At 73.7% G+C, this 14,188-nt stretch carries 12 protein-coding genes; 4 read left to right on the top strand and 8 right to left on the bottom strand.

All coding sequences use genetic code 11. The features are described from left to right. Positions 1-28: 28 nt before the first annotated feature. Both ACFY7C_RS11520 and ACFY7C_RS11525 read right to left on the bottom strand, forming a co-directional pair. Entirely contained in the window at positions 29-2,083 is a 2,055-nt protein-coding gene (locus ACFY7C_RS11520) for a phosphocholine-specific phospholipase C (protein WP_389647426.1), read from the bottom strand. A gap of 289 nt (positions 2,084-2,372) precedes the next feature. After that, positions 2,373-2,789, bottom strand: coding sequence for an organic hydroperoxide resistance protein (locus tag ACFY7C_RS11525; protein WP_356693403.1), 417 nt, complete (start codon positions 2,787-2,789; stop codon positions 2,373-2,375). Positions 2,790-2,924: 135 nt separating this feature from the next. Here ACFY7C_RS11525 and ACFY7C_RS11530 point away from each other — a divergent pair, with 135 nt between their 5' ends. Beyond that, entirely contained in the window at positions 2,925-3,404 is a 480-nt protein-coding gene (locus ACFY7C_RS11530; RefSeq protein ID WP_389647429.1) for a MarR family winged helix-turn-helix transcriptional regulator, read from the top strand. Between the two features lie 120 nt (positions 3,405-3,524). Here ACFY7C_RS11530 and ACFY7C_RS11535 read toward each other — a convergent pair whose 3' ends face one another. Then, positions 3,525-4,646: a nucleotide disphospho-sugar-binding domain-containing protein gene (locus ACFY7C_RS11535; protein WP_389647432.1), complete on the bottom strand. Its 1,122-nt coding sequence runs from the start codon at positions 4,644-4,646 to the stop codon at positions 3,525-3,527. 197 nt (positions 4,647-4,843) lie between these two features. Here ACFY7C_RS11535 and ACFY7C_RS11540 point away from each other — a divergent pair, with 197 nt between their 5' ends. The 3 genes from ACFY7C_RS11540 (at position 4,844) to ACFY7C_RS11550 (ending at position 7,019) form a co-directional block, all read left to right on the top strand. Further along, the gene (locus tag ACFY7C_RS11540; RefSeq protein WP_389647435.1) at positions 4,844-5,350 is read left to right on the top strand and encodes a GNAT family N-acetyltransferase; all 507 of its coding nucleotides are present in this window, start codon (positions 4,844-4,846) and stop codon (positions 5,348-5,350) included. Then, complete coding sequence (locus tag ACFY7C_RS11545; RefSeq protein ID WP_389647438.1) at positions 5,347-6,609, top strand: MFS transporter; 1,263 nt, start codon at positions 5,347-5,349, stop codon at positions 6,607-6,609. Before ACFY7C_RS11540 ends, ACFY7C_RS11545 begins: the two co-directional genes overlap by 4 nt. A 236-nt stretch (positions 6,610-6,845) precedes the next feature. After that, on the top strand, positions 6,846-7,019 hold the full coding sequence (locus tag ACFY7C_RS11550) for a hypothetical protein (protein WP_389647441.1): 174 nt from the start codon (positions 6,846-6,848) through the stop codon (positions 7,017-7,019). Positions 7,020-7,100: 81 nt separating this feature from the next. Here the strand turns inward: ACFY7C_RS11550 and ACFY7C_RS11555 are convergent, their stop codons facing one another. The 5 genes from ACFY7C_RS11555 to ACFY7C_RS11575 all read right to left on the bottom strand — a co-directional run bounded on the left by ACFY7C_RS11555 (position 7,101) and on the right by ACFY7C_RS11575 (position 14,170). After that, positions 7,101-8,606, bottom strand: a complete 1,506-nt coding sequence (locus ACFY7C_RS11555) for a carboxyl transferase domain-containing protein (protein ID WP_389647444.1) — start codon at positions 8,604-8,606, stop codon at positions 7,101-7,103. Continuing rightward, positions 8,599-10,065 carry an acyl-CoA synthetase gene (locus tag ACFY7C_RS11560; RefSeq protein ID WP_389647447.1) on the bottom strand — a complete coding sequence of 489 codons (1,467 nt, stop codon included), beginning with the start codon at positions 10,063-10,065 and terminating at the stop codon, positions 8,599-8,601. Before ACFY7C_RS11560 ends, ACFY7C_RS11555 begins: the two co-directional genes overlap by 8 nt. Positions 10,066-10,085: 20 nt before the next feature. Beyond that, a complete protein-coding gene (locus ACFY7C_RS11565) occupies positions 10,086-11,273 on the bottom strand; it encodes an MFS transporter (RefSeq protein WP_389649453.1) in 1,188 nt (395 codons plus the stop codon). Positions 11,274-11,426: 153 nt separating this feature from the next. Then, positions 11,427-12,914: a GAF domain-containing protein gene (locus ACFY7C_RS11570; RefSeq protein ID WP_389649456.1), complete on the bottom strand. Its 1,488-nt coding sequence runs from the start codon at positions 12,912-12,914 to the stop codon at positions 11,427-11,429. 167 nt (positions 12,915-13,081) lie between these two features. Further along, positions 13,082-14,170: a rod shape-determining protein gene (locus tag ACFY7C_RS11575; protein WP_389647451.1), complete on the bottom strand. Its 1,089-nt coding sequence runs from the start codon at positions 14,168-14,170 to the stop codon at positions 13,082-13,084. Positions 14,171-14,188: the final 18 nt, after the last annotated feature.

Below are 14,188 nucleotides of genomic sequence, written 5' to 3' on the forward strand. Positions count from 1 at the left end.
GCCTGTTCGGCGCCGGGCCGTCGGTGGGTCAGTACGTCAGGATGCCCGGGTCCGTCACGCCCGGTGCGCCGGTTTCGACGTGGCCGGCCAGGCGGCGGAGGTAGTCGGGGGAGGACGGGGTCGTGATGGTGACGTCGTACCAGCGGGCGGAGGTGGAGAGGTTGACGGTGTGGGTGACCGTGGCGCCCTTGGGGACGGAGAGGGTCTGGGGGGTGCCGGCGTAGGTGTTGGTGAGGGTCACCGTCGTGGAGCTGCCCGGGTTGGTGAAGGTCAGGGTCAGGTTGCCGGTGGTGGCGTCGTGGCGGGCCTGGACCTCCGGGACCGCCGTCTTGCCGGGGGAGCGGAAGCGGCGGAGGAAGCCGTTGGGGCCGTGGACCGTGAGGTCGGTGAGGCCCTTGGAGTACTTGGTGTTCCAGGTGTCGGAGAGGGACTTGCCCGCGTCGGTCGTGTACGTCCAGGGGGCGTCCGTGCGGTTCGCGGACGTCACGTAGAACTGGGCGCCCGCCGACGGGCCGCCGCTGAAGGTGAGGCGGTAGGTGCCCGCCGTCACGTCCGCCGCGCCGTCGACGTACGGCGCGTACTTCAGCGGCCGGGTGGGCTTGGAGCCCCGTTCCTGGCGGGGCATGGTGCCGACGGCCGGGGCGGTGGCCAGGAAGTCGGGGTGGCGTTCGCGGTCCGGCGGGTAGTAGCCGTCGGTCGGGGGCAGGGCGGCCGCCTGGGTGTCCGTACGCGTGAAGTCGAAGGCCGAGGTCAGGTCACCGCACACGGCCCGGCGCCAGGGGGAGATCTGCGGCTCGCGGACGCCGAAGCGGCGCTCCATGAAGCGGATGATCGACGTGTGGTCGAACGTCTCGGAGCAGGTGTAACCGCCCTTCGACCAGGGCGATACGACGATCATGGGGACGCGCGGCCCGAGGCCGTACGGGCCGGCGACGTAACCCGTCTTGCCGGGGAAGTAGTCCAGCGCGGTGGGGACGGTCGAGAGGCCCTGCGCCGAGGAGGCCGGGACGTACGGCGGGACCACGTGGTCGAAGAAGCCGTCGTTCTCGTCGTACGTGATGAACAGGGCGGTACGGGCCCACACGTCCGGGTTGGAGGTCAGCGCGTCCAGCGCCTGCGCGATGTACCAGGCGCCGTAGTTCGAGGGCCAGTTGGAGTGCTCCGAGAAGGCCTCGGGCGCGGCGATGTAGGAGACCTGGGGGAGGGTGCCCGCCTGGACGTCGGCGCGGAGCTTGTCGAAGAAGCCCTCGCCCGCCTTGGCGTTCGTGCCCGTGCGGGCCTTGTCGTAGAGCGGGTTGCCGGGCTGGGCGTTTCGGTAGGTGTTGAAGTACAGCAGCGAGTTGTCGCCGTAGTTGCCGCGGTAGGCGTCGTTGATCCAGCCCCAGTGGCCGGCGGCGTCGAGGCCGTCGCCTATGTCCTGGTAGACCTTCCAGGAGATGCCGGCCGCCTCCAGGCGCTCGGGGTAGGTGGTCCAGCCGTACCCCGCCTCGGCGTTGTTGAGGACGGGGCCGCCGCCGGTGCCGTCGTTGCCGGTGTGGCCGGTCCACATGTAGTAGCGGTTGGGGTCGGTCGAGCCGATGAACGAGCAGTGGTACGCGTCGCAGATGGTGAAGGCGTCGGCGAGCGCGTAGTGGAAGGGGATGTCCTCGCGGGTGAGGTAGGCCATGGTGGCCTTGGTCTTGGCGGGCACCCACTGGTCGTACCGGCCCTTGTTGTACGCCTTCTGGCCGCCCGCCCAGTCGTGGTTGAGGCCCTGGAGGAACTCCATGCCGAGCTCGTCGCTGCTCGGCCGGAAGGGCAGGGTGTCGCTCCTGCCGTCGGACTGGTGCCAGACCGTCTTGCCGCTGGGAAGCGTGACCGGGCGCGGGTCGCCGAAGCCGCGTACGCCCTTCATCGCCCCGAAATAGTGGTCGAAGGAACGATTCTCCTGCATCAGGACCACGATGTGCTCGATGTCCTGGATCGTGCCCGTCGAGCCCTGCGCCGGGATGGCGGCGGCGCGGGCGATGCTGTCGGACAGCATCGTGAAGGCGGCGGTGCCGCCTGCCAGTTGAAGGAAGCGGCGGCGATTGAGTTCGGCCATGGGGGAGTGGTCCTCCGGGCGAGAGTACGGACGGTGGGGTGCGGGTGCGGTACGGCAGCCGGGCGACCGGCTGACGGGCGCCCCAAGAAGAGCGCCCCTGAACCACCGCCCGGCGGCCGTCCCATGACTGCCCGTCGTACGGCAGACGAATCCCCCGTGCCCGAACGTGAAAACTCACAAGCGAACGCCCCCGGTGGATGAACTCCACCGGGGGCGTGCACGGATGAACAGAAAACCACTCGACAGCTGTCGAGGGCTGCTCGGCGACTACCCGACGAGTGCTCGGCGACTACTCGACGACGAGCTCGACCTTGATGTTGCCGCGGGTCGCCTTCGAGTACGGGCAGAAGGCGTGGGTCTTCTCCAGGAGCGCGGCGCCCGCCTCGCCCTGCAGGTGGTCGGGGAACTCGGCGCGCATGACGACCGCGAGGCCGAAGCCGCCGTCGGCCGGGTCCTTGCCGATGGAGACCTCGGCGGTGATGGACGCGTCCGAGATGTCGATCTTCTCCTGGCGGGCCACCACGCCCATGGCGCTGGCGAAGCAGGCGGCGTAGCCGGCGGCGAAGAGCTGCTCGGGGTTCGTGCCCTGGCCGTTGCCGCCGAGGGCCGCGGGGTGGGCGAGGGGGAGGTCGATGTGGCCGTCGGAGCTGACGGCGCGGCCCTCGCGGCCGTTGGCGGTGGCGACTGCGGTGTAGATCGCGTCCATGGGTTCTTCCGTTCCTGTCCGTCGTTCGTCCGGGGTGCTGCCTGCGCTGTCCTGTGCTGCCCTTCATTTGTAGCGCGCAATTGAGTTGTGCACAACTTAATGGCGTGTGATGCACCTCTCCCGTACCCTGGAGCCATGGACGGACCCACCGAAGAGGACTTCCTCCGGCTCGACAGCCAGATCTGCTTCTCCCTGCACGCCGCCACGCGCGCCTTCAACGGCGTCTACCGGGGCGCGCTCAAGGAGCTCGGCCTCACCTACCCGCAGTACCTGGTGATGCTGGTCCTCTGGGAGCACGGCGAGCTGCCCGTCAAGGGCATCGGTGAGCGGCTCCGGCTCGACTCCGGAACCCTGTCTCCGCTGCTCAAGCGCCTTGAGGCGGTCGGTTACGTCGAGCGCCGGCGCAGCGCCGAGGACGAGCGGTCCGTCACCGTGCGGGTCACCGGCGAAGGCGCCGCCCTCCGTGAGAAGGCCCTCGGGGTGCCGCGCGGGATCGCCGCCGCGACCGGCCTCGACCTGGAGGAGATCGTCGAGCTGCGCGACCGGTTGAACGCGCTTGCCGCCCGGCTCGACGCCGTCGACCCGGACGACGTCGCCCGGTGCGTCGTCGGGTGACGACCCCCCTGGCGCCGCCCGGTGACGACGCCCTCTGACGCAGCCCGGTGACGGAAAGTGGCCGGAACCCGCCCTCGGGTGATGGGCGCCGCTCTGCCGCCACCGGTGGCCGCGCACCCGCTAGGACGCGACCAGGGCCTCCAGGGCCGGGACCGTCTCCGCCGGGGAGGGCAGGGCCGCGTTCTCCGCCCGCAGGCGGGCGGCGGCCTCGCCCAGGGCCCGGTCGGTCAGGAGGCGGGTGAGGAGCGGGGCGTCGACCTCGTCGGCGGTGGAGCGCAGGGCGGCGCCGGTCGCGGTGAGGGCGTCGGCGTTGATGAAGTGGTCGGCCCCCTGCGGAAGCAGCAGCTGGGGCAGTCCGGCCCCCAGCGCGGTGAGCATCGTGCCGGAGCCGCCGTGGTGGATCAGCGCGTCGGAGGCCGTCAGCAGCTCGGCGAGCGGCACCCAGGGCAGCGGGCGGACATTGTCCGGAAGGGTGCCCAACGGGGTGAGGTCGGCGTCGCCGACGGCGAGCAGGAACTCGGCGTCCACCGCCGCGGCGGCCTCCATCAGGCGGACGATGGCGCCGACGCCGTCCATCTCGGTGAGCACGGTGCCCAGGGTGACGACGACCCGCGGCCGGGCGCCGCGGCGGAGCAGCTCGGCGGTGACGGTGCCGCCGCCGTTGTACGGGAGGTAGCGCATCCGCAGGCTGTCCCGGTCGCCGCCGAGCGAGGCCGGGATGATGTCCAGGGCCGTGGCCTCGGCCGGACCGGCCACGCCGTACGTCTCGTAGGCCTCCGCGAAGTGGCCCGCGAGCCGGCGGACCATGTCGAGGCCCGAGGTGACGCCGAAGTTCTGGATCACCGACGGGATCTTGAGCTTGGCCGCGACCAGCGGGGCGGCGGCCTGGAAGGAGTCGTGGACCAGCAGGTCGGCGCCCCAGCCGTCGGCGGTCTCCAGCAGGTCGTCGACCGTCGGGCGGGAGACCAGCGCGAAGGCGCGGGCCGCCCGGTCGAGGATCTGGTCCGAGGTCAGCTCCGGCGCCACATAGCGTGCCTCCTCGCCGGTGGCCTGCCGGAACACCTCCCGGATGTCGCGTCCGTCCCCGACCTCGACGATCGGGAAACCGGCCTCGCGGAGTCGGTCCAGCGGCCGCGAGCTCGCGAACAGCACCTCGTGGCCGGCGGCGCGCAGCGCCTGGGCGGTCGGGATCATCGGGAAGAGGTGGCCGGCCGCGGCCGGTCCGGTGAAGAGTACGCGCACGGTTTCTCCTTGCCGTCGTCTGCCGGGCGAGGACGAGTCGTGCCGGATCGCCCCGCTCGTCAGGCGAACCCTCGCGAGGCCGCCGCGTGTTCCAGGGGGGATCGATAATCGGACGCGAGGGGTGGACGCGACGAACAGGAGCTCACGCATCGAAAATTGTAAGGAGCCAGACCGTGAAGCACTCCTATACTCGGACCATGCCCGACATCACCCTTCGGCGCGCCACCGCCGACGACTCCAAGCGGCTCACCCGGCTCGTGCGGACGTCCTCCGCCTACGCCGGCGCGTACGCCTCCATGGTCGCCGGGTACCAGGTGGGCGGCTCGTACATCGAGCACCACCCCGTCTACGTCGCCGTCGGCGCCGACGGCCGGGTCCTCGGCTTCTACGCCCTCCTCCTCGACGAGGCCGAGCTCGACCTCGCCTTCGTCGCCGACGAGGCCCAGGGCCTGGGGATCGGCCGGATGCTCGTCGAGCACATGATCGACCAGGGCCGCGCCGCCGGACTGGAGTCCATACGCGTCGTCGCCCACCCGCCCGCCGAGGAGTTCTACCTGCGGACCGGCGCCCGCCGCACCGGCACCGTCCCGCCCACCGGACGGATCCACTGGGAACGCCCCGAGCTGCACTACGACCTGCGCCACGACCCGAGCCACGACTTGCGCCACGACCTCACCGCCGGCACGCCGGCCGACGCCGCGTGAGCGCCCCGGCCCCCGCTCCCGCCGCCACTCCGAGGCGGAAGCTCTTCGCCGACCTCACCCCGCTCCGTAGCTCGGCCGACTACCGGCGCCTCTGGTTCGGCAACACCGTCACCTGGGTCGGCCAGGGCATGACCACCCTCGCCATCTCCCTCCAGGTCTACGACATCACCCGCTCGCCGTTCTCCGTCGGCCTCGTCGGGCTCTTCACCCTCGTCCCGCTCGTCGTCTTCGGCCTCTACGGCGGCGCCATCGCCGACACCGTCGACCGCCGCAAGCTCGGCCTGGTCAGCGCCACCGGCCTCGCCGTGCTCTCCGCCGCCCTCGCCACCGCCGCGCTCGTCGGCTTCCACCGGGTCTGGTTCCTCTACGGGATCGTCTCCCTCCAGGCGGTCTGCGCCGCGCTCAACGCGCCCGCCCGCAGTGCGATGATCCCCCGGCTGCTGCCCGCCGAGCAGTTGCACGCCGCCAACGCGCTCAACTCGATGACCACGACCTTCGGCACCCTCGTCGGGCCCAGCCTCGGCGGCCTCATCGTCGGCCTGGCCGGCTATCAGACCGCGTACCTCATCGACGCCGTCGCCTTCTCGGCCTCCCTCTACGCGATGTGGCGCCTGCCGTCGATGCTGCCCGACCGCACCGGCGGCAAGCGCGCCTCCGTCCTCGACGGACTGCGCTTCCTCACCACCCGCCCCAATCTGCGGATGACGTTCTTCTCCGACTTCTGCGCGATGATCCTCGCCCACCCCCGGGCGCTGTTCCCGGCCGTCGCCGTCCTCTGGTACGGCGGCGACGCCCGCACCGCCGGGCTCCTCGTCGCCGCACCGGCGTTCGGCGCGCTGCTCGGCGGCGTGCTCTCCGGGTGGCAGGGCCGGATCCGCCACCACGGGCAGGCGATCCTCCTCGCCGTCGCCTCCTGGGGCACCGCGATCGCCGTCTTCGGGCTCACCCGCAACCTCTGGCTCGGGCTGCTGCTGCTCGCGGTCGCCGGCTACTCCGACACCGTCTCGATGATCTTCCGCAACACGATGATGCAGGTCGCGGCCCCGGACGAGATGCGCGGCCGGCTCCAGGGCGTCTTCATCGTGGTCGTCGCCGGCGGCCCCAGGCTCGGCGACTTCCTCGCGGGCTCGGTCGCCGACCTCACCTCCCCGACCGTGGCCATCACCGGGGGCGGGCTCGCCTGCGTCCTCGCGATCGGCCTGCTCGCCCTCTACGGCAAGGGCTTCCGGCGGTACGACGCCCGCAACCCCACCGCGTGAACCCGACGGCGGTGGGGCGGGGGACGGACCCGGCCCCGCCCTGCCGCACCCGACCGGCCGACAACGAGGCCCCGCCGGTTCGGTCACGCGGGAGGTCATCCGTGCGGTGGGCGTGAAGCGCCGATGCGCCGCCCATACGGGTCATCCCGGACCCCGGCCACCGCGCGGGCACTTGCCGCTGTCCCGTGCCCGGGTCAGGCTCCGACCTGAGCAACCCCGCTCGTCAGGAGGTTTTCATGCGTAAGCTCATCGCCACGGTCACCCTGGCCGCAGCCGCTGTCCTCGTGGGCTCCGGGACGGCCCTCGCCCACAACGGCGGCGCCGAGTTCCTCGAGGGACCCGACGTGGTCGTCGTCGACCACACGGTCGTCGTCTGCGGCGACTTCAGCCTGTGCCAGGGCGACGCCTGAGCCTTCCCCGTGCAACGGCCGGAAGCCCCCTCACTCCGAGGGGGCTTCCCCCTGTCCGGGCCCGGGACCGGCACCGGACCCTTACCGCTCGCTTCCCTCTCCGACGATGCCGCGGACGACGCCGAGCTCCAGCAGGTCCTCGGGGCGCAGCCGCAGCTGGTCGGCCGTGTCCGGGACCCGGTCCCGCGGGCGCTTGAGGATGGCGGCGGCGAGCTCGGGGGCGATGACCGAGAAGTAGCCGTCCGGTGTGGTCCAGGTGCGGTCCGGCGCGGCCAGGGCGAGCGCGCCGCCGGAGCCGCCCTCTCCGATGAGGAGGGAGGTGACGGGCGTGCGGGCCTCGGCGATCGCCGTGAACGCCTCCGCGATGGCCGGGCCGGCGCCGGCCCGCTCCGCCTCGGCGTCGTTGGCGGCGCCCGGTGTGTCGATCAGGGTGAGCACCGGCACCCCCAGCCGGTCCGCGAGCCGCACCAGCCGGGCCGCGGTCCTGAAGCCCGCGGGCCGGGTCGCCCCGCCGCCTTGCGCCGCGTACGCCACGACCCTGCCGTCGTGGACGCCGAAGCCGCACTCGACGCCCGGGTCGACACCACCGGCCCGGTCGCCGCGGATGGCCGCCCGCACCTCGAAGTAGGCGTCCAGATACGCCGCGGCCCGGGGCCGCCCCGCCGCCCGCGCCCGGCGGACGGCGTCCCAGCCGCTGTCGGCCGGCGCGAGCTCACCGAGGGCGTGCGGCGGGGGAGCGGGCCGGGAAGGAGCGGACTCCGGTTCGGTGGCCGTCGGCGAGGCGGCCGTCACCGGTGAGGCGGCCGTCACCGGTGAGGCGGTCGGCGCCGGGGAGAGCAGCCTCAGCCACAGTGCCAGCGTCTCCCGGAGGCGGTCCGGCGGGACGATCGCGTCCACGTGCCCGTGCGCGTACTGGCTTTCCGCCGTGTACGCGGCGGGGTCGGCGTCCGGCGGGCGGACCCGGGAGCCGGCGAAGGCGACCTGGGCGGCGGGGAGGGCCAGGACGACGTCGGCGCCCGCGCCCACGGTGGCCCAGCCGCCGCCGGTGGTGGGGTCGCGCAGGACGGCGACATGGGCGAGGCCCGCGGCCCGGAGGCGGACGGTCTCGGCGGCGACGCGCTGGAGCTGGGTGAGGGCGATCATGCCCTCCTGCATGCGGCTGCCGCCCGTCGCGACGAGCGAGACCAGCGGGAGGCGGTGCTCGACGGCCGTACGGTACGCGGCGACGAGCCGGTCACCGGCGGCCCGGCCGAGCGAGCCGCCGAGGAAGCCGAACTCGAACGCCACCAGGACACAGGGCCGTCCGCCGATCGTCGCCCTGCCGTGGAGCACGGACTCGTCCTCGCCGGTCCGCTCGGCGGCGCGGGCGCGGGAGTCCGCGTAACCGGACCAGCCGATGGGCCCGTCCCCGGCGTGCGCCGCGCCCGCGCTCGGCGCGGCCCCGGCTGACGCGGCCCCGGTCGGCGCGGCCCCGGCGGGCGCCGCGGTCACGGGAGCCGGGTGCGACAGGCACGCCGCATGCGCCGCCGGTACGAAGTCGTCCGTCACCAGCGCGATCGCCTCGCGGGCGGAGAGACGGTCAGGCATGGAGGGCCTTCTTCAGGATCTTGCCCATGTCGTTGCGGGGCAGCGCCTCCAGGTAGCGGACCTCCCGCGGGCGCTTGTGGGGGGCCAGCAGCGCGGTCACGTGGTCGGCGAGGGTCCCGGGCGCGGGCGGGTCCGCGGGGTCCGCCGGGACCACCCACGCCACGATCCGCTCGCCCAGGTCCGGGTCCGGCTCGCCCGTGACCGCCGCCTCCCGGACGCCGGGATGGTCGAGCAGCGCGTTCTCTATCTCACCCGCGCCTATCTTGTAGCCGCCGCTCTTGATGAGGTCCGTCGCCTTGCGGCCGACGATCCGGACATAGCCGTCGGCCTCGCGCACGGCCATGTCCCCGGTGCGGAACCAGCCGTCGTCGGTGAAGGCCGCCGCCGTCGCGTCGGGGCGGTCGAGGTACGCGGTGAACAGGTTCGGCCCCTTCACCTGGATCTCGCCGACCGTCTCGCCGTCGTACGCCGCCGGGCCGAGCACGGTGCCGTCCTCCTCCACCAGCCGCAGTTCGACGCCCCGCAGCGGCAGCCCCACCGAACCGGGGCGCGGGCCCGAACCGCCGGGCACGGAGGTGTTCATGAGCGTCTCCGTCATCCCGTACCGCTCGATGACCGTCCGCCCCGTCGCCGCCGTGATCCGCTCGTGGTCGTGCACCGGCAGCGCCGCGCTTCCCGAGACCAGCAGCCGCGCACCCGCCAGCGCCCGGACGAGCGCCGGGTCGTGGGGGAGCGCCTCCGCGAGCCGGTGGTACATCGTCGGCACCCCGAACAGCACCGTCCCGCCGCCGGACCCGGTCCCCTCCCCGGACCCGAGCTCCTTCGCCACGCCCTCCACCGAGAAGGACCCCAGGTGCCGCAGCTCGCCGCCGCGCCGCAGCGGGCCGAGGACGCCCAGGACGAGACCGTGCACGTGGAACAGCGGCAGTCCGTGGACGAGGACGTCCTCGTCCGTCCACGACCAGGCGTCCGCGAGGGCGTCCAGGGAGGCGGCGATCGCGCGCCGGGAGAGGACGACGCCCTTGGGCGGGCCGGTGGTGCCGGAGGTGTAGACGACCAGGGCGGCGGCCTCGGGGTCCGCCGGCTCCTGCGCGAGAGGGCCGGACGCCCTGACGTCCACGTCGATCCGGGGCAGCCCGGCGAGCCCGGTCGGCAGTGCGTCCCCGGCGCCCGCGAGCACCGCGCCCGGCGTGCTGTCGCCGACGATGTGCGCCAGCTCGCGCTCGCCGGTCCGCGGGTTGAGCGGTATTGCCGGCACGCCGGCGAGCAGCGCGGCCACCACCGCGACCGCCGTCTCCGCCGTGGGCGTGGCCCACACCGCGACGCGAGCCGCGCCCGCGATCCGTACCGCCAGGGCTCCGGCGGCCCGCGCCAGCTCCCCGTACGTCAGTGTGTCCGCGCCGAAACGCAGGGCCGGCCGGTCCGAGCCGGCCGCCAGGGCCGGGAAGAGGGCGCTCATGGGGGCATTCTGCCCAGCCGTCAGGGGCGGCGCGCTGCGACCTTGGTCACCTCGGGGACGGGATCGCCGCCGCCCTCGGGCCGGACGGTCCGCATCCGCCCGTACGCGTAGACGCAGCCGGCCAGCGCCAGGTCGGACAGCAGCATGAAGCCGATCGAGTACGTGTCCTTGGCGCTGTAGATCGCGCCCATCACCAGCGGCGGCACGAAGCCGCCGAGGCCGCCCATCGCGCCGACGATGCCGGTCACGGAGCCGACCCGCGCCTGCGGGGTGACCTGGGAGACGAGGGCGAAGACGGAGCCGCTCGCGGTGCCGAGGCCGGCGGCCATGATCAGCAGGGCGAGGGTGCCGCCCGGGTTCAGCGGCGGGTCGAAGGCCTGGACGACGGCGAGGAGCGCGACGACGCCGAGCGCGACGGCCGTCACCAGGGCGGGGTGGACCCGGTCCGAGAGCCAGCCGCCGATCGGCCGGAAGACGACGGTCACGAGCGCGAACCCGGCGGCCTTGGTGCCCGCGTCGGTCGGGTCGAGCGCGTACCAGGTCTTCAGATACGTCGGCAGATAGACGCCGAAGGCGACGATGCCGCCGAAGCCGATCGCGTACAGCGCCGACAGCTCCCAGGTGACCCGCAGCCGGCCCGCGCCGCCGAGACGGCTCCCGAGGGAGGCGGACGGGACGGGCCGGTCGGGGCGGTCGGTGATGAGGACGGCACCGAGCACCGCGAAGGCGGCGAGGGCGACCGCGACCACGACGAACGGCAGGTTCTCGCCGTGCTCGGCGATCCGCGGGGTGAAGTAGCCGGAGAGCGCCACGCCGCCCATGCCCATGCCGAACACACCGAGCGCGAAGCCCCGTTTGACCGGCGGGAACCAGGAGTTGACCAGCGGGACGCCGATGGCGAACGTCGTGCCGCCGAGGCCGAGGAGGAAGGCCACCACCAGCATCAGGCCGTAGGAGTCCTTGACGACGGTCAGCAGCAGGACCGGCACGATCGTGAGCGCCGACACGAGCGGGAACATCACCTTGGCGCCGTACCGGTCGGTGAGCGCACCGGCCGGGATCCGGCCGAGCGAGCCGACCAGGACGGGGACCGCGACGAGCAGCGACTGCTGGAAGGAGCTGAGCGAGAGCCGGTCGCCGTACCAGCTGCCGAGCGGGGCGATCAGGGCCCAGGCCCAGAAGGTGAGCGTGAAGCCGATCGTGGCCATGATGAGGTTGCGGTAGGCGGCCGCGGGGATCTTCGCCGGGGCGAGCTGCGCTTCGGTGTCCACCCCTTCAGTCAAGATCCGGTACGGGGGCGAGGCGCGCGGGACTACTCCGTACGGGGCGGCTTTCCCCGGAACCCCGGCGGCAGGACGTTCCTACGGCTCCGGGGGCCAGGTGACCGTCGTCGGCGGGTCCCCGTCGTCCTCGACCCGCAGGCGCAGCCCGGCGTCGTCGGCGGTGACCTCGACCGTGACGGAGCCGACGCCCGGCCGGCGGTGGGCGGCGGCGAGCGCGCCGCGGAGCGCGCCGAGCAGCCGGTCGGCGGAGGGCGCGTCGGCGAGGGTGTCGACGGCGCCGGAGAAGTGCACGGAGGGCTGGAAGCCGAGCAGGGCCGCGGCGCCGCCGGTCTCGCGCAGCACGCGGCCGCGGAAGGAGGTCGGCGCGTCGGCGGGCGGCTGCTGCAGGGCGAAGATGGTGGTGCGGACCTCCTGGATCGTCGAGTCCAGCTCGTCGACCGCCCGCCCGAGCAGGGTGTCCACCTCGTGCACGGCCGCCCGGCGCCGGGTGGACTCCAGCATCATCTCGGTGGCGAACAGCCGTTGGACGACGAGGTCGTGCAGGTCACGCGCGATCCGGTCACGGTCCTCGTAGACGGCCAGCTGCTCGCGGTTGTGCTGGGCGTCGGCGAGGACCAGGGCGAGGGCCGCCTGTGAGGCGAACTGGGAGGCGAGCAGCCGGTCGACCGCCGTGTACGGGCGCCCGCCGCGCCGCCGGGGCAGGGCGAGGGTGCCGATGAGCTTTCCCCCGCTCTGCAGCGGCAGCATCATCGAGGGCCCGAACCGGCTGCGTACGTGGGTGGTCATCCGGGGGTCGGTCGCCGAGTCCTCGACGAAGACGGGCTCGCCGCCGAGGAGTTGGACCAGGACGGGGGAGCCGGGCGCGATCGTCGTGCCGACCAGGTCGCCGGGGTCGCCGGGCGTGGAGGCGGCGACGATCTCCATGCCGCCCTCCTCGGTCGGCTGGAGCACCACGCCGGCCGAGGCGTCGGCGAGCAGCCTGGCCCGTTCGGCGACGGTCGTCAGGGCGTCCTCGGCGGGCTCGCCGGCGAGCAGCGCGGTGGTGACGGCGGCGGCGCCCTCGATCCAGCGTTCGCGCTGCCGGGCGGTCTCGTACAGCCGGGCGTTGCCGATGGCGATGCCGGCCTGGGAGGCGAGGACGCGCAGCAGGGCGAGGTCCTCCTCGGTGAAGGGGCCGGTGCGCTTGTCGGTGAGGTAGAGGTTGCCGAAGACCTCGGTGTGGACGCGGATGGGCACCCCGAGGAAGGAGCGCACCTCCGGGTGGCCCTCGGGCACGCCGGAGGAGCGGGGGTCGGCGGTCAGGTCGTCGAGCCGCAGCGGCCGTGGGTCCCGGACGAGGGCGCCGAGGAGGCCGGTGTGGCCGTCGGGGAGGCGGCCGATGCGCTGCCGCTCCTCGTCGGTCAGGCCGGAGGTGAACAGCTCGGTGAGGCGCAGGCGCTCGGGGTCGACGACCCCGAGCGCCCCGTAGCGGGCGTCGGTCAGCGCGGTGGCGGTCTCCACGAGGTGCTGGAGGGTGGCACGCAGTTCGAGCTCGCTGCCGACGCCGAGGACGGCCTCGAGGAGCATCGGCAGGCGGGGCTCCGAGGCGTCGTCGTCCTGCGGTGCGCCGCCGAGCCGGTCGCCGGGCGTGTCACCGGGGATGACGCCGGGCGCGCCGCCGGGCGTGTCGTCCGCGCCGTCTTCATCCATGATCGACATGGTGCCATTGTCGTACAAAACGGCCGGATCGCAGGTCAGTCCACCTCGGACCGCTCGCCCTCGGACCGCTCGCTCTCCGACCGCCCGCTCACGGACAACGGGCCGAGGGCGAGCGGCTGGACGCGGCCCTCCAGCATCGCGCCGAGTCCGAGCACGGCGCACACGTCGGGCCGCTCGGCGATGTGCACGGGCATTCCGGTCGCCTCGCGCAGCATCTGGTCGAGACCGGGCAGCAGGGCGCTGCCGCCGACCATCATGATGCCCCGGTCGGCGAGGTCCGCCACCAGGTCGGGCGGGCAGTCGCGCAGCACCTTCCCGATGCCGTCGAGGACGGCGGTGAGCGGGGTCTGGATGGCCTCGCGCACGGCGGCGGTGTCGACGGTCACCGAGCGGGCGAGGCCGGTGGCCACGTCACGGCCGTGGATCTCGGTGAAGGTGGGGCCCTGGAGCGTCAGGCCGTTGCCGTGCAGGGCGACCTGCAGCGGGCGGACGGACTGGCTCGGCAGCATCAGTTCGTGCTGGTGACGCAGGTGCTGGATGACCGCGTGGTCGATGGCGTCGCCGCCGACGGGCATGCGCTCGGCGGTGACGATCGCGCCGAGCGAGAGCACCGCGACCTGGGTGGTGGCCGCCCCGCACACCAGGATCATGGTCGCGGTCGGCTGCTCGACCGGGAGTCCGCAGCCGACGGCCGCGGCGATCAGGGTGTCGACCAGTTCGACCCGGCGGGCGCCGAGGCCGACCAGGGTCTCCACGGCGGCGCGCTGGGCGAGCGGGTCGCTGTCGTGCGGGGTGCAGGCGGCGGCCCGCAGCCGGGGCTTGCGGCGCAGCTGGCGGCGGAGCTTGTCGCCGAGGAGGTGACGGAGCATCCGCTGGGCCATCTCGATGTCCACGACGGTGCCGCCGGAGACCGGGCGGACCACGCGGATGTAGTCGGGGGTGCGGCCGGTCATCTTCTCGGCGAGGGCGCCGACGGCGATGAGCGCGCCGGTGCGGGTGTTCACGGCGGCGACGGACGGCTCGTCGACGACGAGTCCGGCGCCCTTGACGAAGACCCGGGTGCGGGCGGCGCCCAGGTCTACGGCGACATGGCAGCGGCGCAGCTGCTCAAGGCTGACGGTCACGGCGGTCCTCCGGAGTGC

The organism is Streptomyces sp. NPDC012769 (genome assembly GCF_042901205.1).
Lineage (GTDB): Bacteria > Actinomycetota > Actinomycetes > Streptomycetales > Streptomycetaceae > Streptomyces.